Origin of the sequence: Acinetobacter sp. 1000160, from assembly GCF_000588715.1 — a bacterium.
In the GTDB taxonomy this organism is placed as follows: domain Bacteria; phylum Pseudomonadota; class Gammaproteobacteria; order Pseudomonadales; family Moraxellaceae; genus Acinetobacter; species Acinetobacter courvalinii.
The window spans coordinates 470,181-493,599 of record NZ_JFWP02000002.1; the positions used below are offsets into that span (position 1 = coordinate 470,181).

Below are 23,419 nucleotides of genomic sequence, written 5' to 3' on the forward strand. Positions count from 1 at the left end.
ACCAAAGGTGTAAGGGAGCGTTATGGCAAAAAAGTATAAAGTTGCCACGATTGCAGGCGATGGAATTGGCTTAGAAGTTCTACCAGAAGGCATCAAGGTTGTAAAGGCAGCAGCAGACAAATATGGCATTCAAGTTCAAATGGATAGCTTTGATTGGGCCAGCTGTGATTACTACCTTGAACACGGCAAAATGATGCCGGATAACTGGTTTGAAGTCTTACAGGAATATGATGCAATTTTCTTTGGTGCTGTGGGTTGGCCTGAAAAGGTGCCGGATCACATTTCACTGTGGGGATCATTGCTGCAGTTCCGCCGTCGTTTTGATCAATATGTGAATTTACGTCCTGTTCGGTTAATGCCTGGAGTGAAATGTCCACTGGCAGGCAAGCAACCGGGCGATATCGATTTTTATGTGGTACGCGAAAACAGTGAAGGTGAATATTCTGCCATTGGTGGTAAAGCCTTTGAAGGCACCGATCGTGAGTTTGTGTTGCAGGAAGCGGTATTTACTCGTCACGGTGTCGATCGCATTTTGAAATATGCCTTTGAATTTGCCGATCAGCGTGAGGCGAAGAAAATCACGGCTGCAACCAAGTCTAACGGGATTGCGGTGAGCATGCCGTATTGGGATGAACGAGTTGATGAAATGGCGAAACGCTATCCACAGATCAAGGCAGATAAGCAACACGTTGATATTTTAGCGGCACGTTTTGTTCTACAGCCTGAGCGTTTTGATGTGGTGGTGGCGTCGAATTTATTTGGTGACATCTTGTCGGATTTAGGTCCTGCATGTACTGGCACCATTGGTCTGGCGGCTTCGGCTAACCTGAATCCTGAACGTAAGTTTCCATCCTTGTTTGAACCTGTACATGGTTCAGCACCCGATATTTATGGTCAGCAAATTGCCAACCCGATTGCAGCGATCTGGTCGGGTGCCATGATGCTGGATTTCTTGGCAGATGGGGATGAGCAGGTGATTCAGGCAGGACAGGAAATCATGCAGGCGATTGAGCATGTGTTGGTGCATGGCCCGAAAACGCCTGATGTCGGTGGAACTGCCAAGACCTATGAAGTGGGTGATGCGATTGCAGCCTGTGTGACTCAGCAAAAAATGGATTTATTCGCGATGGAGTAAGTACCCCTCAGGGAATAGTCACTATCCGAGATGGATTGAATAGATATGGATAATCAAATTACAAAACCTTATACAGATAAGACGCTTGCGATCACCAGTCTAGCCGTTGTATTTACCTCGGTGGCTGGTCTGGCAATCTACTCATCTGAATCAATACAGCTGGCGGCAAAATGGATGCAGTGGACCACCTCGGTATTCACTACGCCAGTACTGTTATTTGCTTTTTTATCAATTATTTTTACCTTCGGTTTGGCCTTTAGTAAATACGGCAAAATCAAGCTTGGTGAAGGCAAGCCCCAATACAGCACCATGTCATGGATTTTCATGTTCATTTTGTCGGGGATTGGGTCATCCACCTTGTACTGGGGCTTTCTGGACTGGGCCTATTATTACCAGACCCCGGGATTGAATTTAGCCCCTGAATCGGCAGCAGCGCTGAAATACAGCGTGGCTTATTCCTTCTTTCACTCCGGTTTGAGTGCATGGTCGATCTATGCTTTGGCATCGATTTCACTATGCTATAGCTACCATGTCAGAAAGAACAAAGGCTTGAGTCTGGCGTCAATGGTGGAAGCGGTCACTGGCTTTAAAGCGACTGGTCCAGTTGGTCGCGTGGTCGACTTGATGTTCTTGCTGTGTATGTTTGGTGCCTTGACCATTTCACTGGTACTGACCGCGGTGACCTTTACCAATATTCTGTCGCAACTCACAGGTATCCCGAATACCTTCATGACCAAAGTCATCATTATCTTAGCGGTATCGGTGTTATTCGCACTGAGCTCCTATGTTGGTATGGATAAAGGCATGCAGCGCTTGAGTCATATGGTGTGTTTGGGCGTGGTGCTGTTTGCAATCTATGTGCTGTGCTTTGGACCAACCCAGTTCATTATGAATAATTCATTGATGAGCTTCGGCCTCATGGCAACCAACTTTGTCGATATGAGCCTGTTTACCGACCCGATGGGCGATGGGAAATTCACCCGTGAATGGACCGTGTTCTACTGGTTATGGTGGATTTCTTATGCACCGGGCGTGGCGTTGTTTGTGACCCGTGTATCTAAAGGACGCACCATTAAAGAAGTGATTCTTGCCATGGTCATCGGCGGTAGCGTTGGTTTATGGTTTATCTTCGGGGTATTTGAAAATTACAGCGTTCACAGCTTCATTCACGGCATGGTCAATGTGCCGCAAATCTTGAGTCAGCAAGGTGGTGAAGTGGCGATTGGTCAACTGTTGGGTTTATTGCCAGCAGGCAAACTGATGATGTGGTTGTTCCTTGGCATTATGGTGATTTTCCTTGCGGCACATATGGATGCGGTGGGCTATGCGGTGTCTGCAACCTGTACCCGTGGTTTAAGTGAAGGGCAAGATCCATCTCCGAATGCGCGCTTGTTTTGGTGTCTGATGTTAACCCTGGTGCCGATTGCGATGATTTTCTCAAAGGCGCCGTTAGACACCATGAAAACGGCCACCATTGTGACTGCCTTACCGTTTATTGTGATTATTCTGGTACAGACCTATGGCCTGGTGAAATGGTTGATTGAGGATTATTCCAAAGTGCCATCGCATTTGATTGAACAGAGCAGCTTTAGTGATCTGGACGCGCTTGAGCATACTGACTCGAATCAACAGATGCAGATTGATATTGCGGCAACCGCACTGGCACATAAAAGCAGTCAAAAGGAATTGTCATGACACAGCAGCCGAACATGAACTATGAGTTAAGCGAAGAAATGCAAAGTCTGGTGTACTGGAGCAGCATTTATTCAGCCGCGGATAATGATATTGATTCAATACGTGCAGCCTATGACGCGATGTGCCTGCATTACACCTTGCCACGCGATGGGTCAGTCCAGATTGAAGATAAAACCGTTGCGCATGCGACTCATCCCGTCAATGTTCGGTTGTATTCACCATTAGGCGAAGCACCCACGGAGGGTTGGCCGTGTATCCTGTTTATCCATGGTGGTGGCTGGATGCTGGGCAATCTGGATTCACACGAATTTATCACCCGCTATTTATGCCGTGATCTGAATGTTGCAGTGTTGAGCGTAGATTACCGTTTGATACCCGAACATCATTTTCCTGCCGCTTATGAGGATTGTGAAACGGTCTATCACTGGCTTCGCACGCATGGCGCAGACTGGAACATCAATCCAGCGCAGTTGGTATTAGCAGGTGATAGCGCAGGCGGCAACTTAGCCGCGGCACTGGCGGTTCAGCTACAGCATACAGGCAATCAGGCTTGTGGTTTGGCTTTGATCTACCCATGTTTGGGCAGTAGTTTTGATACGGCGTCTTGCCAGCAGCATGCACATGCGCCGTTACTGACGCTAGAGGAAATGCATTATTACCTGAAGGAATATGCACCGAATGCAAGCGACTGGAAAGATACACGTTTAGCACCATTGAACGCACAGGATTTTTCTGACATGCCGCGCAGTTTTGTTGCGGTGGCTGAATATGATCCACTGAGCGACGACGGACGTATTTTCGTGGACAAGTTAAAACAAGCCCATATTGCTGCCGAGTTTTATCTCGGCAAAGGATTACTACATGGCAGTTTACGTTTAGTACGGGACTGTCCTGTGGTACAGGATTTATATCAGCACATGCTGAGTTCGTTAAAGCAAATGTTCAAGTGATTTGAACATCAGCCAATTTTGATAAAACGGTCGTTAGGACAAAAGAGTTTAATGGAGTAAAACCATGAATGCAGTTGAAAAATTACCAGAAGATTTCTGTTCAAACCCAGATGTGGCATGGACGTTTCCCAAAGTGTTCTATACCTCATCTCAGGTGTTTGAGCGTGAAAAAGAAGAAATTTTTGCGAAAAGCTGGATTTGCGTGGCACATGGCAGTGAAGTTGCCCAGAACAATGACTATATTACCCGTAAGGTCATTGGTGAAAACATCATCGTGATTCGCGGCAAAGATAGTGTATTGCGTGCATTTTATAATGTCTGCCCACATCGTGGTCATGAGCTGTTAAGCGGTAGCGGTAAAGCCAAAAACGTGATTACCTGTCCGTATCATGCATGGACATTCAAGCTGGATGGGAGTTTGGCACTGGCGCGTAACTGTGATCATGTCGAGTCTTTTGACAAGCAAAACTCCAGCATGGTGCCATTAAAAGTGGAAGAATATGGCGGTTTTGTCTTTATCAATATGGATGAAAATGCCACTTGTGTTGAAGATCAGTTGCCTGAATTTGCACAAAAACTGAATGAAGCCTGTGCAGTGATTAAAGACCTAAAACTGGCGGCACGTTTCGTAACGGAAACGCCTGCCAACTGGAAAGTGATCGTAGATAACTATTTGGAATGTTATCACTGTGGTCCGGCACATCCGGGTTTCGCCGATTCAGTGCAGGTCGATAAATACTGGCACACCACCCATCAGAAATGGACGCTGCAATATGGTTATGCACGTTCTTCAGAAAAGTCATTCAAGCTTGACCCATCGGTGAAAGATCCGACCTTTAGCGGTTTCTGGACCTGGCCATGCACCATGTTTAACGTGCCACCCGGTGCAAACTTCATGACCGTGATCTATGAATTTCCGATGGATGCGGAAACCACCTTGCAGCACTACGATATTTTCTTCACCAATGAAGAATTGACCCAAGATCAGAAAGACTTGATTGAATGGTATCGCAATGTCTTCCGTCCTGAAGACCTGGAACTGGTTGAAAGCGTACAACGTGGCTTGAAATCACGGGGTTATCGTGGTCAGGGCCGGATTATGACTGACAAGCAACGTTCAGGGATCAGTGAGCATGGCATTGCCTATTTCCAGAATCTTGTTGCGCAATACCACAAATAATCGCGTATCAGCTATTCAGTCATTTAAGGTGCGGGACGCAGACCGTACCTTGCTTTCAATCAATAGGATCATGACATGTCAACTTTGCAAGGAAGTCCATTATTTCAACAACGCGGATTGATCAATGGTCAATGGGTCAATGCACAATCCAGTGCCACAATCCCTGTGACCAATCCGGCGACGGGTGAAGAAATTGGCCAGATTCCAAATATGGGTGCAGCGGAAGCTACGCAAGCGGTAGAAGTGGCGTATCAAGCTTTAGCAGCATGGAAAGGATTAACGGCACAAAAACGTGCAGACCTGTTACTGGCTTGGTATCAACTGGTTTTGAGCCACGCGGATGAGCTGGCACGGATCATGACCATTGAGCAGGGTAAGCCTTTAGCCGAAGCCTTGGGGGAAGTGAAATATGCCGCTTCATTTATTCAATGGTTTGCCGAAGAAGGCAAGCGTGTTTATGGCGATGTGATTCCAACCACCAACAGTCAGCAACGTTTTATTGTGACCAAAGAACCTGTCGGTGTGGTTGCCGCCATTACGCCGTGGAATTTCCCGATTGCCATGATTACCCGTAAAGCAGCACCAGCTTTGGCAGCGGGCTGTAGCATCGTGATCAAACCTGCCAATGAAACGCCGTATTGTGCACTGGCAATTGCCAAGCTGGCAGAGATGGCGGGTATCCCAGCGGGTGTCATTAATGTGGTAACAGGCAAATCACAAGAGATTGGTTCGGTCTTTACTAGCCATGAAAAAGTCAAAAAACTGACCTTTACCGGTTCTACACCAGTCGGCCGTTTATTGATGCAGCAATGTTCAGGCACCATTAAAAAGTTGGCGCTGGAACTCGGTGGCAATGCACCCCTGATTGTGTTTGATGATGCCGATCTGGATAAAGCGGTGCAAGGCGCGATCTTTGCCAAGTTCCGTAATGCAGGTCAAACCTGTGTCTGTGCCAATCGAATCTATGTCCATGACCAGATTTATCAGGCCTTTACCGAGAAATTTGTACAAGAAGTACAGAAATTCAAAATCGGCAATGGTTTGGAGCCGAATGTGCAGATCGGACCGTTAATCAATGACAAGGCGGTACTGAAAGCCAAACAGTTGATTGATGATGCCTGTGAAAAAGGTGCACAAGTGGCGTGCGGTGGTCAACAGCATGCATTGGGTCAGACTTTCTTTGAACCAACGGTGTTAACCGATGTTTCGCGTGATATGGAGATTGTTCAGGAAGAAATTTTTGGCCCAGTCGCACCGTTAATTCGCTTTACGGATGAAGCCGATGTAGTGGCACAAGCCAACGATACGATTTTTGGTTTGGCTGCTTATGTTTATAGTGAAAATATTTCACGGATCTGGCGTGTGGCTGAGCAACTGGAATATGGCATGGTCGGGATGAATTCCACCGCTATTTCCAACGAAGTCGTGCCATTTGGTGGTGTCAAACAGTCAGGAGTGGGACGTGAAGGTTCTAAATATGGTTTAGAAGAATTCATGACCATTAAGTATATGTGTTTAGGATTATAGCAATACAGCCTGTTGGGATACGCTGAATAATCGGTCCAACAGGCCATTTGCGTTTAAAAATAGAAAATGCTGGGATGAGCAGCAGGCGGTAAAGAGGATTTAGACATGGCGAGTCATTATGAAATGTTCCCTTCAGTGGTCACTTGTGTAGAGCAACTGACTCCATTGATTAAACGGTTCACATTTAAACGTCAGGATGGAAAAAATTTCCCTCAGTTTAATGGCGGCAGTCATATCATTGTGAAAATGAATGACCAGTTGTCCAATGCTTATTCATTGATGAGCTGTGCTCAAGATCTGTCGACTTATCAAGTCTGTGTACGCAAGGATGTCGAAGGTAAGGGCGGTTCAGTCTTTATGCATGATCAGTGCAATGAAGGCTGCCAGATTCTGATTTCTGAACCGAAGAACCTGTTTCCATTGGCGGCAGATGGCGAGAAACATATTCTGATTGCGGGTGGAATTGGCATCACCCCGTTTGTACCGCAAATGGATGAACTGGCTGCACGCGGTGCCGACTATGAGTTGCATTATGCCTATCGTTCACCAGAGCATGCAGCATTGTTGGAAGAGTTAAAACAAAAACATGGCGAACATATATTCAGCTATGTGGATTCGGATGGAAAATGTCTTGATCTGGATCAACTGATTGGGTCTCAACCGAAAGGCACGCATGTCTATGTATGTGGTCCGAAACCGATGATTGATACGGTGATTGATCATTGCAATTACCATCGTTATCGCGATGAATATATTCACTGGGAACAATTTGCTTCAACTGTACCTGAAGAGGGGGAAGCATTTACGGTGGTATTGGCCAAATCCAATCAGCAAGTTGAAGTTCAAGGCAATCAAACCATTTTACAAGCGATTGAATTGCTGAATATTGATGTGGAGTGTTTATGCCGTGAAGGGGTGTGTGGGACGTGTGAAACCACCATTCTGGAGGGTGAGGCAAAGCATTTTGACCAATATCTGAGTGATGATGAAAAAGCCTCACAGCAATCGATGATGATCTGTGTATCACGTGCCAAAGGCAAGAAACTGGTACTTGATCTTTAAATTATAAACTTTAATTATTAAACCTAAAAAAGCAGCCTAGGCTGCTTTTTTATTGATCATGAACATTGATTCAGATTTATTTTTTGTTTTGCTTGGTGATTAGGTACTCTTGATAGGACTCTTCAGCAAAACGTCTTAATGAGTCTCCGATAGCTGCATATTGATATTCATTCAAATTGGCCAATGATGCACGGGCAGATGGATGCAATACACCAAAGCCAGAACCTGGTAACAGCACCACACCTGTTTCATCGGCAACGCGGAATAATAGCTCGGTTGGATTTTTATTCTTCATCACCCAATCCGCAAACTCATCACCATAAAGTGTTCGAGAGGTATTTTCCAGATTGACCAAGGTATAGTAATCAACCGAATTTGGATCTTCTGGCACTGCCACCCCCAATTGGCGATACAGTGCCGCGTCACGTTCACGCACCACGGATTTAACGGCTTTTTTATAGTTCTGTTGTGAATCCATCATATTGAACAGGGCAAACAGGACCATCTGTACTTGCTGTGGCGTAGAAAGCCCTGCGGTATGGTTGAGTGCCACATTACGGCTATCCGCGACCAGACGATCAATAAATTTGATCTTGGCTGGATCAGTCGTTAATGATGAATAACGTTCTTCGAGTTCTTTTTTGTCTTTTTTCGACAGTGCCGCCAGCTTTTGATCCAGAATATTATTGTTGGAAAGGGCAATAACCCCAAGTCTCCACCCAGTTGCCCCAAAATATTTAGAAAATGAATATACCAAGATGGTATTGTCTGGACAGACGGCAAACAGTGATTTGAAATTGTCTGCAAAGGTACCGTATACATCGTCAGTCAAAATAATCAGATCAGGTCGTTTTTTTACGATATCGGCCAAGATCGCCAAAACTTCATCGCTGAGTTTTACTGAAGGCGGATTACTTGGATTTACAAGGAAGAACGCTTTAATCGATGGGTCTTCCAGTTTCCGCAATTCAGATTCCGGATATTGCCAGTCAAGCTGAGGATCTGCCTCGATCAGGACTTCTTCAAGTTGATAGTCATTCAGTTTTGGAATTTCTAAATACGGTGTGAAAATGGGCGTAGCAATTGCGATACGATCGCCATTGGCAATAATTTTATTCTCTTTTAAGGAGTTAAAAATATAGGCCATTGCTGCGGTTCCACCTTCGACCGCAAACAGGTCCAAGCCTTCTTTAGGCATGCCCTGGACGCCCATTTCACGCAGGATATATTCTTTGATGATGGATTCACTGATACGTAGCATGCGGTCTGGAACAGGGTAGTTACAGCCTAAGATTCCCTCGACCATTTCCAGTAAAAAAGCATCAGGATCTAAACCGAGCTGATCTCGGACATAGGAAATGGCTTTGCCGAGAAAGACCACGCCGGGTTTATCCCGATTGTGCATAATGAAGTTATCGAAGCGAGATTGCAGACCAACAGGGCGAGGGAATCCACCTAAACCTTCTGGCATATAGGAGAATGAAAACTCTGATTCGGTGGTGGAAAATAACCCCAATTGGAAGAATGCCCGACGTGGAATGGTGGCTAAAAAGTTTGGATTACCGCGCCCTGCATTCAGCATCATCCGGTCTGTTTTGCTTTGAGCAAGTTCAATTAAATTATCTTTGAGTTCGAATGGACTGAGTTTTGAGTATTTTGAATAATCAACGTTCCCCATGGGAAGTCTCCTTAATTATAGTTGAAGCAATAAGTGATTGAAAAAATTATCTTTAGGCCAAGCCGACGATGAGGGGGCCAAGCAAGGTCAAGAATACGTTTGCCAGTGCATAAGTAATGGCGAATGGAACTGTAGGAATGGAGTTTCCTGCTTTATCTAAAATCGCACCAAAGGCAGGGTTGGCACTGCGTGAACCCGATAATGCTCCCGCCATAACCGCAACATTGTCATATCGCAGCACATAGCGTGCGAAAAGCATCGAAAGAATCAGCGGAACTAAAGTGACCACGACTCCGATCATAAAGAGGGACAAACCACTGTCCTTAATGGTTTGAATGGCTTGTAGACCAGATTGTAAGCCAACAGCAGCCACGAATCCGGCAAGGCCCAGATCTTTGAGCAGTTGTGATGCGGCTAAAGGCATGTTGCCATGAACTTGATTACGGCTGCGTAACCAGCCAAACAGAAGGCCTGAGAGTAACGCACCACCACCTGCGCCGAGTGTCAGAGGTACATCACCGATGCGAATTACAAACAGACCTATCAATAAGCCGACCACCAGACCAGCACCGTGAAAAATCCAATCGGTTTTTAAGCTTTCTGGTAGTGCCTTTCCTGCTTCTTTCACTAAACGATCAAGATCACTTTTAGTCCCATACACAGTGATGACATCACCTTGCTGTAAAACAGTATCATCATGCAAACTTTGGGTTTCATCATTGCGTTTAATGGCCAGCACATAAATCCCATGTTTTAGATATGCAGGGGTATTTGATTTGATATCAGCAAGTGTACGATGGATATATTTGGAATTTCTCAGGATCACGTCTGTAGTATCCATTATCATTTCCATGCCTTGTGATGACTGTAACTCTGTTCCGATCTGCTCGGAAATAGACACCACACTGGCTCGACGACCGACCAGTAAGATCACATCATCTGTTTGTAATGTGAGTTCTGGTACCACATCAATGAATTGATCTTTGCGTTTGATCCTCTCAATGGTGATGCTGGTTTGCTTGGCTTCAAGTTCTGCAACGGTTTGCCCACTGGCTTTTTTGACTTTATAGATACGTCCAACGATTTCTGGCATTGCCAGTTCTTGACCTGGGGCTAATTCAAAAGCCCCCTTGAGACGTTCAGACTGCGCTTTTAAAGCATCATCGTGAATTTCCTTACCCATAAATTTAGGCAGAATATTCACACAGACAATAATCGCGCCCAATGAACCAAAAATATAGGTGACGGCATAGCCGATCGCGACATTGGCCTGCAGCTTTTGAATTTCAGCCAAAGGTAAGTCGAGACGGGAAATTGCATCGCCTGCAGTCCCAATAATTGCAGATTGGGTCATGCCTCCTGCGGCTAATCCGGCTGCCAGACCTTTATCGAGGTGGAATAGCTTTGCCATGATCAAGACAGTAATTAAACCACTTACTGCCATGAATACAGCTAAGAGAATTTCTTTGATTGATTGGGGGCCAAGCGATTTAAAGAACTGGGGTCCACTTTCAAAACCGACGGCATAAATGAACAATGCAAATAGAATTGCCTTGACTCCGTTATCGACCGGAACCCCGATAAGACTGAGTACCACTGCTACAAGTAGAGACCCTGCTACACCACCAAACTGAAATTTTCCGAATTGAAACTGTCCAATCCAGAAACCGATTGCCAAGGATAAGAACAATAAGATTTCTGGGCTATGTTTTAATTCGCCTTGTAACCATTCAATCATTTTTCGATCTCACTTTTATTATTCGATCTATGTTTAGGTTTAAAATTTATTTATTTTTCATGTGTTTTTTAAAATACTATGCTTCTTTTGCTAATACAAATAAACTGATTTTTAGCTAAGCTATTTTATAAAAATATTTATATATCAATTTTTTATTTTAATTATTTAGATTGAGGTCGGATAAAAAAATTAAATATTAAGATAGTAATTACAATAAGTAATTTTTAAATACAAAACATAACATTTAGATTGTGTTGTATAAATTGTGAGCTGCATATCACATTGAAACTAAAAGTGTTAAGTCTTTAGTATATTTATCATTTAGTATGAATACTTAAATACTAATTATAATTTTTAGGAATTAAAATTTTAGTTAAATATGATTTATTTTAAATATTGATAGGAAAGATTTAAAAATGACTGAATAATAAAACAGCAACATCGTTAAGAAAATTAATATTCATTTAAGAAAAGTTGATTAATTTAAACATACCAACACAATTGTTGATGCAGTACACCTTTCGCCACATTCCAAATGTGGCATTTTTTTGCCTTGAATTTTAGATGACGGGTTAAATCACTTGGCGCAAATCACGCGCGGTTTCCTGTAATAGCGGCAAAATATGCGCAATTAAATAATCCTTGGTAGTGCGCATGGTCGGGGACACAATGTTCAGTGCGGCGACTACGCTGGCATTAGAGTCATATATAGGGACAGCCACAGCATGGACGCCCAACTCATGTTCTTCACAAGAGTAACACCAATCCTGTTCCTTGATTTCATGCAGTAATTCTAAAAATAGCTCAGTTTCGGTATGCGTATATTTGGTCAGGCGTTTTAATGGATATTTTTCCAGCCAGCGCTTTTGTTGTTCGGGCGTTAAATGTGCCAGTAAAATTTTGCCGGCAGAGGTGGCATGGGCAGGGAGGCGATTACCTAAATGCAAACCATAAGGATTGACCCGATCGGTTTGTTGGTGAGCCGCACTACGGGCAATAGTAATTGCTTCATAACCATCTAAAACCATGACCGAGTAAATCAGTGAAGTCTGATTGGTTAAAAGATTTAATAAGGGCTGACAGATTTTGGGAAGTGTAGAACCATCCAGATAAGCCCCTGAAAATTTGAGAATCTTGGGTGATAAATAATAGTAATGTCCATCAAAATCTAAATAGCCTAAGTATTCTAATGTGAGTAAATGGCGTCGTGCAGCAGCACGGGTCATGCCGGTTTTTTCAGCCGCCGTACTCATATTCAAGCGGTGTCGTTCGGGACCGAAGCATTCCAGAATAGCCAAGCCTTTCGCGATTCCTGCAATAAAGTCTTCATGGCGGATGGTCTTTTTATTTTCATTATGGTGAATTAATCGAGGACTTTTAGCTTCATCATTTTCCATTGATTAGGTATCCGTTCCAAATCTTTTGTTGAAGAATTATTCTAAACTAAACATGACTATTTTACTTGGATAATGTTCGATGATCGAACACAAAAAATAATCATCGAACAAAATGCACTTCAACGTCTAGAAGTGAGCGCAGAATTTATCAAGAATGAATAGAAGAAATCCGAACAAAGCACTCGACTTAATTTCATCGGCTTTCAGGATGAAAATACGAGTGATGCATCGTACAGGAAGTAGGTAGATGATTGATAAAAGTACGCTCACATTGACTGAGGCACTGTCACAGATCAAGGATGGCGCAACCATCATGATCGGTGGCTTCGGCACCGCAGGACAACCCGCTGAACTGATTGATGGATTGATCGAACTCGGCATCAAGGATCTGGTGATTGTCAATAACAATGCAGGCAATGGCGATTACGGTCTGGCCAAACTGCTCAAAACAGGTGCGGTTCGTAAAATCATCTGTTCCTTCCCGCGCCAGTCAGATTCATGGGTCTTTGATGAACTGTATCGTGCCGGCAAGATTGAACTGGAACTGGTGCCGCAAGGCAATCTGGCCTGTCGTATTCAAGCTGCGGGGATGGGGCTCGGTGCTGTATTTACCCCAACTGGCTTTGGTACTTTATTGGCAGAAGGCAAAGAAGTCCGCCATATCGATGGCAAAGACTATGTACTGGAATATCCGATCAAGGCCGACTTCGCACTGATCAAGGCACACAAAGGCGATCGCTGGGGCAATCTGGTCTATAACAAATCTGCCCGTAACTTCGGCCCGATCATGGCAATGGCCGCAGATGTCACCATTGCACAGGTGTCTGAACTGGCTGAACTCGGTCAACTTGATCCTGAACATATCATTACCCCAGGGATTTTTGTCCAGCATGTGGTTGCAGTTGATGCGACGACTGGCGCAGGAGCATAAACATGAGCTATCAAAAATTAAGCCGTGACCAGATCGCTGAACGTGTGGCGCAAGATATTCCAGATGGTGCTTATGTCAATCTCGGCATCGGCCTGCCCACCAAGATTTCCAATTATCTTCCAGCCGATAAAGATGTATTCCTGCATTCGGAAAATGGCCTACTCGCATTCGGTCCGCCTCCTGCCAAAGGTGAGGAAGATCCTGAGCTGATCAATGCAGGTAAAGAATATGTGACCATGCTGACGGGTGGTAGCTTTTTTCATCACGGTGATTCCTTTGCCATGATGCGTGGTGGTCATCTGGATATTGCGGTACTCGGTGCATTTCAGGTGGCGGCCAATGGTGATCTCGCCAACTGGCATACCGGTGCAGCAGATGCCATTCCTGCAGTAGGTGGTGCCATGGATTTGGCTGTCGGCGCCAAGAAAGTATTTATCACCACCGATCACAATACCAAGCAAGGTGAACCGAAGATTGTTGAAGCACTCACTTATCCGGCAACAGGCTTGAAATGTGTCGATCGTATTTATACCGACTTGTGTGTGATTGATGTGACTCAAGACGGTTTGAAAGTGATTGAGAAAGTCGAAGGTTTGAGCTTTGAGGCGTTACAGGCGTTGACGGGTGCTCAGTTGATTGATGCGACTCAAGGATAATGTTTACACATCCAATAATTACGGGTTCAAGCAGAGGCTTTTTGTATAGGTATTGCCTTACTTTTTAAGGATAAAAAGTAACAAAAATCCTTTGTTAGACTGATGGTATATCCATATACCACAGTCTAACGGGCGGCATCCATGCCGCCATCGCGAAACATTGAATGGTAAGGTTTAAATGCAGCTTCTACTTACGAAGATTTAGACTTTTCACCTAATTTACTATCGTGACAGGCGACAGGGATGTCGCCCGTTGGACAGGGAGGCAAGGAAGCTTCCTCTGTTCAACAAAGGGTTTTGTCACTTTTGTCCTGTCAAAAGTGAGGCATTGCCTACGCAAAGGAAGAATGACTAAACCCATAATTTGTGGCAGTGCTCACAACAGATTTAGAAATGGAAATGTAAGACTATGAAAAACGCTTATATCATCGATGCCATCCGTACCCCATTTGGTCGTTATGCAGGCGGTCTTGCTCCTGTCCGTGCTGACGATCTGGGGGCAGTTCCAATCCAAGCACTCATGCAGCGTAACCCAACTGTGGATTGGCAACAGGTGGATGATGTCATCTATGGCTGTGCCAACCAAGCGGGTGAAGATAACCGTAATGTGGGGCGTATGTCAGCGTTATTGGCTGGCGTACCGTATCAGGTGCCTGCCACCACGGTAAACCGTTTATGTGGTTCATCACTGGATGCCATTGCCATGGCTGCCCGTGCCATTAAAGCCAATGAAGCCGATCTGATTATTGCCGGCGGTGTCGAAAGCATGAGCCGTGCACCTTATGTGATGGGTAAATCCGATAGCGCCTTTGGCCGTAGTCAAAAGATTGAAGACACCACCATGGGCTGGCGTTTCATCAATCCTAAGCTGAAAGAAATGTATGGCGTCGACAGCATGCCGCAAACCGCAGAAAACGTGGCGGAACAGTTCAACATCAACCGTGCCGATCAGGACCAATTTGCTTTAAACAGTCAGCAGCGTACTGCAGCGGCGCAAGCCAAAGGCTTCTTCACCAATGAAATCGTGCCTGTCAGCATTCCTCAGCGTAAGGGCGATGCTTTTGTGGTGGATACTGATGAGCATCCACGTGCATCGACCACTTTAGAAGCATTAACCAAACTCAAAGGTGTGGTGAAAGCCGAAGGTACCGTGACCGCAGGTAATGCTTCTGGAATTAATGATGGTGCTGCTGCCTTATTGATTGCTTCGGATCACGCTATAGAAAAATACCAACTCAAGCCACGCGCCAAAATCATTGCTGCGACTACAGTTGGGGTTGAACCACGGATTATGGGCTTTGCGCCTGCGCCTGCGATCAAGAAACTGCTGAAACAGGCCAATCTCACGTTAGAACAAATGGATGTGATTGAATTGAATGAAGCTTTTGCGGCACAGGCTTTGGCGGTGACCCGTGATTTAGCTTTGGCAGATGATGATGCACGGGTTAATCCGAATGGCGGTGCAATTGCCTTGGGTCATCCACTCGGTGCCTCTGGTGCACGTCTGGTGACCACGGCCTTGAATCAGCTTGAACAGATCAAAGGTGAATATGCCTTGTGTTCGATGTGTATTGGTGTCGGTCAAGGGATTGCCTTGATTATTCAACGTGTTGAGTGAGGTCTGTTATGAGCCAGTTATACGCCAGCTTATTTTATCAGCCTGATGTCACTGCAATTTTTAGTGATCACGCTTTATTGGGATATATGGTACAAGCCGAAGTGGCTTTAGCCAATGCACAGGCACAGGTCAACGTCATTCCTGCTTCAGCAGCAACGATGATTGAACAGGTTGGTCAAAATGCTGTTGCGCACATCGATATGGATGCGTTGGCTACAGCAGCAGGGCTGGCAGGTAATGTTGCGATTCCATTGGTCAAGCAATTCACTGCCTTGGTAAAACAGCAGAATGAAGATGCATCCCGCTATGTGCATTGGGGTGCAACCAGTCAGGATATCATTGATACAGCAACGATTTTGCAGTGTCGTGATGCCTTGGCATTGATCGAAAAGCAACTGCAACAGACCTATGAAGTTTGTTTAAAGCAAGCGCAGCAATATCGCGATCAGGTCATGATTGGACGTACCTGGTTGCAGCAGGCTTTGCCGATTACTTTAGGTCATAAATTTGCCCGTTGGGCAGCTGCCTTGAAACGTGATCTTGATCGTCTACAGGCCATGAAAGGTCGCGTATTGACTGCACAACTCGGTGGTGCAGTAGGTTCACTGGCATCTTTACAGGATCACGGTTCTGCGGTGGTTGCAGCTTTTGCAGCACAACTCAATTTAACAGCGCCTGAATGTACATGGCATGGTGAGCGCGACCGTATGGTTGAGCTTGCCAGCACGCTTGCCTTGATTGTAGGGAATGTCGGCAAGATGGCAAAAGATTGGTCATTGCTGATGCAAACCGAAATCGCAGAAGTTTTTGAACCGGCAGCAAAAGGGCGTGGTGGATCATCGACCATGCCGCATAAGCGTAATCCGGTGGCAGCAGCTTCAATTCTTGCCGCAGCCAATCGTGTACCGGCCTTAATGGCAAGCGTCTTTCAAAGCATGGTGCAAGAGCATGAACGGGCTTTAGGGGCTTGGCATGCGGAATGGCTCGTAATTCCAGAAATTTTCCAGTTATGTGCAGGTGCTTTAGAACGTAGCTGCGATGTGCTTGAACATATGCAAGTCAATGCAGAGGCGATGCAACGTAATCTTGAATGTACCCATGGTCTGATCATGGCAGAGGCAGTGATGATGGCATTGGCACCAAAGCTTGGCCGTTTGAACGCACATCATCTGGTTGAGCAGGCCTGCCAGCAAGCTGTTGCTCAACAGCAGCATTTAAAAACCGTGTTAGCAGACATGGAGCAGGTGCAAGCCCATTTTAATAACCAGGCATTAGATGAGTTGTTCAATCCTGCATCTTACCTAGGCAATATTCAGGCACAAATTGATGCAGTCCTACATGCACAACAAGGAGAGTAAGCACATGATCACCCATATCAATAATCGTCAGGGGCATCCGCTGGCTGTTCAGGTTCAAGGGCGCAAAGATGCACCTGTGATCATGTTCTCTAACTCATTGGGAACCGATCATGGAATGTGGCAGGCGCAAGTGGCAGCCTTGACTGAGCATTATCAGGTCATTACCTATGACACACGTGGACATGGTACCAGTAGTGTGATTGCCGATACGACCTTGCAAAATCTGGCAGAGGATGTGATCGATATTCTTGATGCCTTAGCGATTGAAAAAGCCCATTTCTGCGGTATTTCAATGGGGGGAATTACAGCCTTGGCCTTGGCCATCAATCATGCACAACGCTTTCATAGCATCACGGTTGCAAATTCGGCTGCAAAAATTGGGAATGCCGAGGCATGGAATACCCGTGCAGATAGCGTAGAGCAAAACGGTTTGGCAGAACTTGTAAAAACCACGCATACCCGTTGGTTTAGTGAGCATTTTGATTATGCGCATGATGTGCTGGCACAAAAAACCATTCAGAGTCTGGCAGTGACACCTGCACAGGGGTATGCCAATGCATGTCGTGCTTTAGCTGATGCCGATGTTCGGGCGCAACTTGCTCAGATTCAAATTCCTACTTTAATTATCGCAGGGCAATACGACCCCGTCACCACAATCCAGGATGCAGAGTTTATGCATCATCACATTGCAAACAGTCAGCTTGAGATTTTGCTGGCTTCACATTTATCGAATATTGAGCAACCACAAGTATTTACTCAGGAACTGACAAAGTTTATCCAAAGAATATAAGCACTTAGGTTTGTTAAAAGGATTTCGCCTCAAGGAGACTACTATGGCGTTTCAGGATTACGCTGCAAAAAATAACAGCATGGATGCACAGGAATTAATTGATAATGCGCCGATTAGCAAGTATCAATGGATGATTGCAATCATCTGTTTTTTAATTGTTTTTTTTGATGGTGTGGATACTGCTGCAATGGGTTTTATTGCACCAGCCCTCACACAGGACTGGGGCATTGACCGTTCCCAGTTAGGACCGGTGATGAGTGCCGCTTTGGGCGGTATGATTATTGGGGCTTTAGTCTCGGGACCAACTGCTGACCGTTTTGGCCGTAAGATCGTTTTGACTGTGGCCATGCTGATTTTTGGTGGTTTTACCTTTGCTTCTGCCTATGCATCCGGACTGGATCAATTGGTGGTATTACGCTTTTTAACCGGTATTGGTTTGGGTGCAGCCATGCCGAATGCCACAACCTTGTTCTCGGAATATTGCCCGAAACGCGTACGCTCTATTTTAGTGGTGTGTATGTTCTGCGGTTTTAACCTGGGGATGGCGATTGGTGGCTTTATCAGTAGCTGGCTTATTCCTGCTTTTGGTTGGCACAGTTTATTCCTGTTTGGCGGAATCATTCCTTTGATATTGATGCTTCTGGTGATTGTGTTCTTGCCGGAGTCTTATCGCTTCCTGATCGTAAAAAATAAGAGCCCTGAAAAAGTACGTAAAATTTTAAACCATATTGCGCCTTCACAAGTCCAAGGTATTACCCAGTTTCATATTCCTGAAGAAGAATCCAATGTTGCACCAAAGGGCAACGTATTCAAGATGTTGTTTTCCAAACAATATGCCAAAGGTACGGTTTTATTGTGGCTCACCTATTTCATGGGGCTGGTCATTATTTATCTATTGACCAGCTGGTTGCCAACCTTGATGCGTGAAACCGGTGCGAGCATGGAACGTGCGGCATTTATCGGCGGGTTATTCCAGTTTGGCGGTGTACTCAGTGCATTGGTGATTGGTTGGGCAATGGATAAATTCAATCCAAACCGGGTATTGGCAGTGTTCTATGTCGTGGCAGGGATTTTCGCTGTAGCCGTTGGTCAAAGCCTGAATAGCCCGACTTTATTGGCCATTCTGGTGCTTTGTGCCGGTGTTGCCATCAATGGTGCCCAGTCTTCCATGCCTGCATTAAGTGCCCGTTTCTACCCGACTCAATGTCGTGCAACAGGGATTGCATGGATGATGGGAATTGGACGTTTTGGTGCGGTATTTGGTGCATGGATCGGGGCGATCCTGCTTGGAAATAACTGGTCATTTACCGCCATTCTGAGCCTGCTAATGATTCCTGCCGCAGCAGCAGCAGTCGCCATTTTTGTTAAATCTATCGTTGCCCATACCGATGCAACTTAATCGAGGAAAAAGTCAATGAATGATGAGCAGCGTTATCAACAAGGACTGAAAGTCCGTACCGAAGTACTGGGCGAAAAACATGTCGGACGTTCTTTACAGAACCTGAATGATTTCAATCAGGACTTCCAGAACTTTATTAGTCGCTTCGCCTGGGGGGAAGTGTGGTCACGTGAAGGTTTACCACGCCATACCCGCAGTCTGGTCACGATTGCCATCTTATTGGCTTTAGGGCGAGAAGACGAACTGAGAATGCATTTACGTGCCTGCTTCAATAACGGTGTGACTAAAGATGAATTAAAGGAACTGATTTTACATAGTTCTTTATATGCCGGTTTACCAGCAGCGAATGCGGCGATGCATATGGCCGAAGACGTCTTTAAAGAACTTGGCATAGACGTGCAACCCGTTGCGGCACAACCACAGGATTAAGGAGACAGGCATGTTAAAGCATACATTAGGGGCATACCCACAACGAAATACCGATGATCATCCGCCAGCATATACACCCGGCTATAAGACCAGTGTATTACGCTCGCCAAAGAATGCATTGATTTCAATTAATGAAACCTTGACTGAAGTGACATCACCGCATTTTTCACCGAGTATTTTTGGCCCTAAAGATAATGATCTGATTCTGAACTATGCCAAAGAAGGATTGCCGATTGGTGAACGTATCATTGTGCATGGTTATGTACGTGATCAGTTTGGTCGTCCTGTGAAAAATGCCTTGCTGGAAGTATGGCAAGCCAATGCATCGGGTCGTTATCGTCACCCTAATGACAAGTTTATTGGTGCGATGGACCCTAACTTTGGTGGCTGTGGCCGGACCTTAACCGACGAAAATGGTTTCTATATTTTCCGCACCATCAAGCCGGGACCATATCCATGGCGTAACCGGATTAATGAATGGCGTCCGGCGCATATCCATTTTTCCCTGATCGCCGATGGTTGGGCACAGCGTCTGATTTCGCAGTTTTATTTTGAAGGCGATACGCTGATTGACACCTGTCCGATTTTAAAAACCATTCCATCTGAAGATCAGCGTCGTGCCTTGATCGCACTGGAAGATAAAAACAATTTCATTGAAGCAGATAGCCGTTATTACCGCTTTGATATTCATCTGCGTGGTCGTCGTGCGACTTATTTTGAAAATGATTTGACATAAGGGAGACATACGATGAATGCATGGAATTTTCAGGAATTGAAAGAGACCCCATCACAAACCGGCGGTCCTTATGTGCATATCGGCTTATTACCACAACAGGCCAATATTGAAGTATTTGAGCATAACTTCGATAACCAGTTAGTCAATGAGCAGACGCAAGGGCAACGGATTCGTCTGGAAGGTCAGGTGTTTGACGGACTCGGTTTGCCATTAAGAGATGTGTTACTGGAAATCTGGCAGGCAGATGCCAATGGGGTTTATCCAAGTCAGGCGGATACCCAAGGCAAAACTGCCGACCCACATTTTCAAGGATGGGGACGTACAGGTGCCAATTTTGAAACAGGCTTCTGGAGTTTTCATACGGTAAAACCGGGCGCTGTTGCCGGTCGTAAAGGCTCAATTCAGGCACCACATATTGCAGTCGCAGTTTTTGCACGTGGCATTAATATCGGTTTGCACACCCGTATCTATTTTGATGATGAGGTGGATGCCAATGCCAATGATCCAGTGCTGAACAGCATTGAGTGGGCAGTACGTCGCCAGACTTTAATCGCCAAACGCAGTGACGTGGATGGTGAAGTAGTCTATCGCTTTGATATCCGTATTCAGGGTGATGATGAGACCGTGTTCTTTGATATTTAGATATTTCTTTTAAATGTCTTCGTTTCAGCGATGGGCTGATCATGGAATTAATTGATTCCTGAAATTGGAAATACTCCTCATTTTGAACCGGTGAGGAGCAATCAAAAAATGAAATGAGAACTCGGCAAGACCGCAGAGTTGCAAAAAATTTATTAAGGACGATACAGATGAAAATGAAAACACTGGCAGCAGTAATGTTGCTTGTTAGCCCCTTATTGATGGTTCAAACAGCACAAGCGCAAGATCATCAGCAAAAGCAGGTTGAATTATCTGAGCTGGCAAAGCTGCCTGTGAAAACCATTGTGCCCATTACGGCCAAAACCAGAGAGCAGGCCATTGCTCAGGCAAAAGTGATTGCAGCCAATGCGGATGCCGATCTTGCGGAGTTTCGGATTGATTTACTCAATTTTGCCAGTGATCGCAAGCAGGTGATTGCCTTAGGCCATGAGCTCAAACAGATATTAGGCACTAAACCGCTGATCGCCACGATTCGTACCCATAACGAAGGTGGGCAATTAACAATAAGTGATGCAGATTATGGCAAGACCTATCAAGCGTATTTACAGCAGCCATTTATGGACATGCTGGATGTGGAAATGTTCCGTGATCATCAAATTGTAAAGAATACGGTCAAATTAGCTCATGCGAAAAAAGTACTGATCGTCATGTCCAATCACGACTTCCAGAAAACGCCACCCGAGTCTGAGATTATCAAGAGGTTACTTAAACAGGATGAGTTAGGCGCCGATATTCTGAAAATTGCAGTCATGCCGCAAAACAAACAGGATGTATTTACCCTCATGAATGCGACCTTGAAAGTCAGTCAACAGTCTAAAAAACCATTACTGACCATGTCGATGGGCAAACTGGGCACGATTTCCCGCATCGCCACTGCCAACATGGGCGGTAGCTTTAGCTTTGGCATGATTGGTGAAGCATCTGCACCCGGCCAGATTGATGTGACCCAACTGAAACAGTTTTTAAAAACGGTTCAGCCTACACAATAATTTAAAAAGGATGTTTAGACATGAAAACAATTTACTTACGTTTAAGTACTTTAGCCATCGCTATGGCAGTTTCGGGTTGGGCAGCAGCAGAAACGTATATTGTTGATCGTTATCAGGATGATGCGGATAAAGGTTCTTTGCGCTGGGCAATTGAGCAAGCCAACAGCAAGCCGACTGAAGCCAGCGAGATTCTGATTCAGGCAGTCGGCAAAGCGCCTTATGCCATTAAGGTCAACAGTCCATTACCTGAGATCAAAGCACCGGTAAAAATTATCGGAACGCAATGGGCAAAAACAGGGGAGTTTATTGCAGTCGATGGATCGAATTATATTAAAGGAACGGGTGTTGAAGCCTGTCCTGGTGCAGTTGAAGGGCAGTTCGGAACCAATGTCCGTACCACGACTTTACCGGGCATCGTGTTACGTGACATCAATGGCGTCACCATCCAAGGTTTGGAAATCCGTCATTTCTGTATTGGAATTTTAATGAACCGTGCCAGCAATAACCTGATTCAAAATAACCGCATCATGCATAACTATGGCGGCGCAGGGGTAATGTTGACTGGAGACGATGGCAAGGGCAATCCAACAGCGACCACCACCAATAACAACAAAGTATTGAATAACTATTTTCAGGACAATGGCGATGGTCTTGAACTGACCCGTGGTGCAGCATTCAATTTGGTTGCCAATAACCATTTTATTTCTACGGCAGCCAATCCTGAACCATCACAAGGGATTGAAATCTTGTGGGGCAATGACAATGCAGTCGTCGGCAATAAATTTGAAAACTATTCGGATGGCCTACAGATCAACTGGGGCAAACGCAACTACATTGCCTATAACGAACTGACCAATAACTCCAACGGTTTTAACCTGACGGGTGATGGCAACATTTTTGACAGCAATAAGGTACACGGCAACCGGGTTGGCATTGCCATTCGTTCCGAGAAAGATGCCGATGCACATATCACATTGACTAAAAACCAAATCTGGAATAATGGTAAAGAGATTAGACGTTGTGAAGCAGGCGGCAGCTGCGTACCGAATCAACGTGTCGGCGCGATTATTTTTGACATTCCAGGACTGGAACATGCGCATTTTGTAGGATCTCGCGGTCATGGCGTCAAGATTGATCCTGCAAACTTGCAGAAGACCTGCAAGCAGGCCAATGAGCAAGGCTGTAATGCTCAACCTAACCAAAATATTCAGGCACCGAAATTAAGCTTGTCCAAAGGACAAATTGTAGTCGAAGTTAAAGCGCAGCCGAACCAGCGTTATCAGGTCGAGTTTTTTGGAAACTCATCGGCAAATTCAAATGAAGCCGAGTTTTATTTAGGTTCGGCGATTGCTGCCACCAATGCGCAAGGAATAGCGACGCTGACTTGGAAACCAACAGCACAAGTTGCTTCAGTGACAGCAAATATTACGGATCGTTTGGGTGCAACGTCTGAACTCAGTTCAGCTGTAAAACTGAAATAAACGGCAAGGA

General features: G+C 45.2%; 20 protein-coding genes. 17 read left to right on the top strand and 3 right to left on the bottom strand.

Annotated features, from left to right (window positions below):
• The first annotated feature begins 22 nt into the window (after positions 1-22).
• The 6 genes from J699_RS12775 (at position 23) to cntB (ending at position 7,549) form a co-directional block, all read left to right on the top strand.
• Entirely contained in the window at positions 23-1,135 is a 1,113-nt protein-coding gene (locus J699_RS12775; RefSeq protein WP_005231132.1) for a tartrate dehydrogenase, read from the top strand.
• Between the two features lie 39 nt (positions 1,136-1,174).
• Positions 1,175-2,830: a BCCT family transporter gene (locus J699_RS12770; protein WP_165569292.1), complete on the top strand. Its 1,656-nt coding sequence runs from the start codon at positions 1,175-1,177 to the stop codon at positions 2,828-2,830.
• Positions 2,827-3,780, top strand: coding sequence for an alpha/beta hydrolase (locus tag J699_RS12765; RefSeq protein WP_032866988.1), 954 nt, complete (start codon positions 2,827-2,829; stop codon positions 3,778-3,780). Before J699_RS12770 ends, J699_RS12765 begins: the two co-directional genes overlap by 4 nt.
• A 64-nt stretch (positions 3,781-3,844) precedes the next feature.
• Entirely contained in the window at positions 3,845-4,960 is a 1,116-nt protein-coding gene (cntA, locus tag J699_RS12760; protein ID WP_032866991.1) for a carnitine monooxygenase subunit alpha, read from the top strand.
• A 75-nt stretch (positions 4,961-5,035) separates the two neighbouring features.
• Positions 5,036-6,487 carry an NAD-dependent succinate-semialdehyde dehydrogenase gene (locus J699_RS12755; protein ID WP_032866993.1) on the top strand — a complete coding sequence of 484 codons (1,452 nt, stop codon included), beginning with the start codon at positions 5,036-5,038 and terminating at the stop codon, positions 6,485-6,487.
• 105 nt (positions 6,488-6,592) lie between these two features.
• Positions 6,593-7,549, top strand: coding sequence for a carnitine monooxygenase, reductase subunit CntB (cntB, locus tag J699_RS12750; protein ID WP_032866995.1), 957 nt, complete (start codon positions 6,593-6,595; stop codon positions 7,547-7,549).
• Positions 7,550-7,625: 76 nt separating this feature from the next.
• Here the strand turns inward: cntB and J699_RS12745 are convergent, their stop codons facing one another.
• From J699_RS12745 to pcaU, 3 genes are all read right to left on the bottom strand, one after another.
• On the bottom strand, positions 7,626-9,227 hold the full coding sequence (locus J699_RS12745; protein ID WP_032866997.1) for a bifunctional aspartate transaminase/aspartate 4-decarboxylase: 1,602 nt from the start codon (positions 9,225-9,227) through the stop codon (positions 7,626-7,628).
• A 52-nt stretch (positions 9,228-9,279) separates the two neighbouring features.
• Entirely contained in the window at positions 9,280-10,965 is a 1,686-nt protein-coding gene (gene aspT / locus J699_RS12740) for an aspartate-alanine antiporter (RefSeq protein ID WP_032882770.1), read from the bottom strand.
• Positions 10,966-11,537: 572 nt separating this feature from the next.
• Positions 11,538-12,362 (bottom strand): IclR family transcriptional regulator PcaU, encoded by an 825-nt coding sequence (gene pcaU, locus J699_RS12735; RefSeq protein WP_009509245.1) that lies wholly within the window; start codon positions 12,360-12,362, stop codon positions 11,538-11,540.
• A 247-nt stretch (positions 12,363-12,609) separates the two neighbouring features.
• Between pcaU and J699_RS12730 the strand changes: the two genes are divergently transcribed.
• The 11 genes from J699_RS12730 to J699_RS12680 all read left to right on the top strand — a co-directional run bounded on the left by J699_RS12730 (position 12,610) and on the right by J699_RS12680 (position 23,409).
• Positions 12,610-13,293 carry a 3-oxoacid CoA-transferase subunit A gene (locus J699_RS12730; RefSeq protein WP_032867006.1) on the top strand — a complete coding sequence of 228 codons (684 nt, stop codon included), beginning with the start codon at positions 12,610-12,612 and terminating at the stop codon, positions 13,291-13,293.
• Positions 13,294-13,295: 2 nt separating this feature from the next.
• Complete coding sequence (locus tag J699_RS12725; protein WP_032867009.1) at positions 13,296-13,949, top strand: 3-oxoacid CoA-transferase subunit B; 654 nt, start codon at positions 13,296-13,298, stop codon at positions 13,947-13,949.
• A gap of 409 nt (positions 13,950-14,358) precedes the next feature.
• A complete protein-coding gene (gene pcaF / locus J699_RS12720; protein WP_032867013.1) occupies positions 14,359-15,567 on the top strand; it encodes a 3-oxoadipyl-CoA thiolase in 1,209 nt (402 codons plus the stop codon).
• 8 nt (positions 15,568-15,575) lie between these two features.
• On the top strand, positions 15,576-16,925 hold the full coding sequence (locus tag J699_RS12715; RefSeq protein WP_032867016.1) for a 3-carboxy-cis,cis-muconate cycloisomerase: 1,350 nt from the start codon (positions 15,576-15,578) through the stop codon (positions 16,923-16,925).
• 4 nt (positions 16,926-16,929) lie between these two features.
• The gene (gene pcaD, locus J699_RS12710; protein WP_032867018.1) at positions 16,930-17,715 is read left to right on the top strand and encodes a 3-oxoadipate enol-lactonase; all 786 of its coding nucleotides are present in this window, start codon (positions 16,930-16,932) and stop codon (positions 17,713-17,715) included.
• Between the two features lie 43 nt (positions 17,716-17,758).
• Positions 17,759-19,114 (top strand): MFS transporter, encoded by a 1,356-nt coding sequence (locus J699_RS12705; RefSeq protein WP_005231116.1) that lies wholly within the window; start codon positions 17,759-17,761, stop codon positions 19,112-19,114.
• A 15-nt stretch (positions 19,115-19,129) separates the two neighbouring features.
• Entirely contained in the window at positions 19,130-19,543 is a 414-nt protein-coding gene (gene pcaC / locus J699_RS12700; protein ID WP_009509226.1) for a 4-carboxymuconolactone decarboxylase, read from the top strand.
• Between the two features lie 10 nt (positions 19,544-19,553).
• A complete protein-coding gene (pcaH, locus tag J699_RS12695) occupies positions 19,554-20,279 on the top strand; it encodes a protocatechuate 3,4-dioxygenase subunit beta (RefSeq protein WP_032867020.1) in 726 nt (241 codons plus the stop codon).
• 12 nt (positions 20,280-20,291) lie between these two features.
• On the top strand, positions 20,292-20,921 hold the full coding sequence (pcaG, locus tag J699_RS12690; protein ID WP_005231114.1) for a protocatechuate 3,4-dioxygenase subunit alpha: 630 nt from the start codon (positions 20,292-20,294) through the stop codon (positions 20,919-20,921).
• A gap of 167 nt (positions 20,922-21,088) precedes the next feature.
• Positions 21,089-21,928 carry a type I 3-dehydroquinate dehydratase gene (gene aroD / locus J699_RS12685; RefSeq protein WP_032867022.1) on the top strand — a complete coding sequence of 280 codons (840 nt, stop codon included), beginning with the start codon at positions 21,089-21,091 and terminating at the stop codon, positions 21,926-21,928.
• Positions 21,929-21,948: 20 nt separating this feature from the next.
• Entirely contained in the window at positions 21,949-23,409 is a 1,461-nt protein-coding gene (locus J699_RS12680; protein WP_032867024.1) for a right-handed parallel beta-helix repeat-containing protein, read from the top strand.
• Positions 23,410-23,419: the final 10 nt, after the last annotated feature.

Bases quoted from the DNA above. Each gene is read 5' to 3' on its own strand.
- J699_RS12765 (WP_032866988.1), top strand. From the start codon at position 2,827: ATGACACAGCAGCCGAACATGAACTATGAGTTAAGCGAAGAAATGCAA.
- pcaC (WP_009509226.1), top strand. From the start codon at position 19,130: ATGAATGATGAGCAGCGTTATCAACAAGGACTGAAAGTCCGTACCGAA.
- J699_RS12680 (WP_032867024.1), top strand. From the start codon at position 21,949: ATGAAAACAATTTACTTACGTTTAAGTACTTTAGCCATCGCTATGGCA.
- pcaU (WP_009509245.1), bottom strand. From the start codon at position 12,362: ATGGAAAATGATGAAGCTAAAAGTCCTCGATTAATTCACCATAATGAA.
- pcaF (WP_032867013.1), top strand. From the start codon at position 14,359: ATGAAAAACGCTTATATCATCGATGCCATCCGTACCCCATTTGGTCGT.
- cntA (WP_032866991.1), top strand. From the start codon at position 3,845: ATGAATGCAGTTGAAAAATTACCAGAAGATTTCTGTTCAAACCCAGAT.
- J699_RS12715 (WP_032867016.1), top strand. From the start codon at position 15,576: ATGAGCCAGTTATACGCCAGCTTATTTTATCAGCCTGATGTCACTGCA.
- cntB (WP_032866995.1), top strand. From the start codon at position 6,593: ATGGCGAGTCATTATGAAATGTTCCCTTCAGTGGTCACTTGTGTAGAG.
- J699_RS12755 (WP_032866993.1), top strand. From the start codon at position 5,036: ATGTCAACTTTGCAAGGAAGTCCATTATTTCAACAACGCGGATTGATC.
- aspT (WP_032882770.1), bottom strand. From the start codon at position 10,965: ATGATTGAATGGTTACAAGGCGAATTAAAACATAGCCCAGAAATCTTA.
- J699_RS12775 (WP_005231132.1), top strand. From the start codon at position 23: ATGGCAAAAAAGTATAAAGTTGCCACGATTGCAGGCGATGGAATTGGC.
- J699_RS12725 (WP_032867009.1), top strand. From the start codon at position 13,296: ATGAGCTATCAAAAATTAAGCCGTGACCAGATCGCTGAACGTGTGGCG.
- pcaH (WP_032867020.1), top strand. From the start codon at position 19,554: ATGTTAAAGCATACATTAGGGGCATACCCACAACGAAATACCGATGAT.
- J699_RS12730 (WP_032867006.1), top strand. From the start codon at position 12,610: ATGATTGATAAAAGTACGCTCACATTGACTGAGGCACTGTCACAGATC.
- pcaG (WP_005231114.1), top strand. From the start codon at position 20,292: ATGAATGCATGGAATTTTCAGGAATTGAAAGAGACCCCATCACAAACC.
- pcaD (WP_032867018.1), top strand. From the start codon at position 16,930: ATGATCACCCATATCAATAATCGTCAGGGGCATCCGCTGGCTGTTCAG.
- J699_RS12745 (WP_032866997.1), bottom strand. From the start codon at position 9,227: ATGGGGAACGTTGATTATTCAAAATACTCAAAACTCAGTCCATTCGAA.
- aroD (WP_032867022.1), top strand. From the start codon at position 21,089: ATGAAAATGAAAACACTGGCAGCAGTAATGTTGCTTGTTAGCCCCTTA.
- J699_RS12705 (WP_005231116.1), top strand. From the start codon at position 17,759: ATGGCGTTTCAGGATTACGCTGCAAAAAATAACAGCATGGATGCACAG.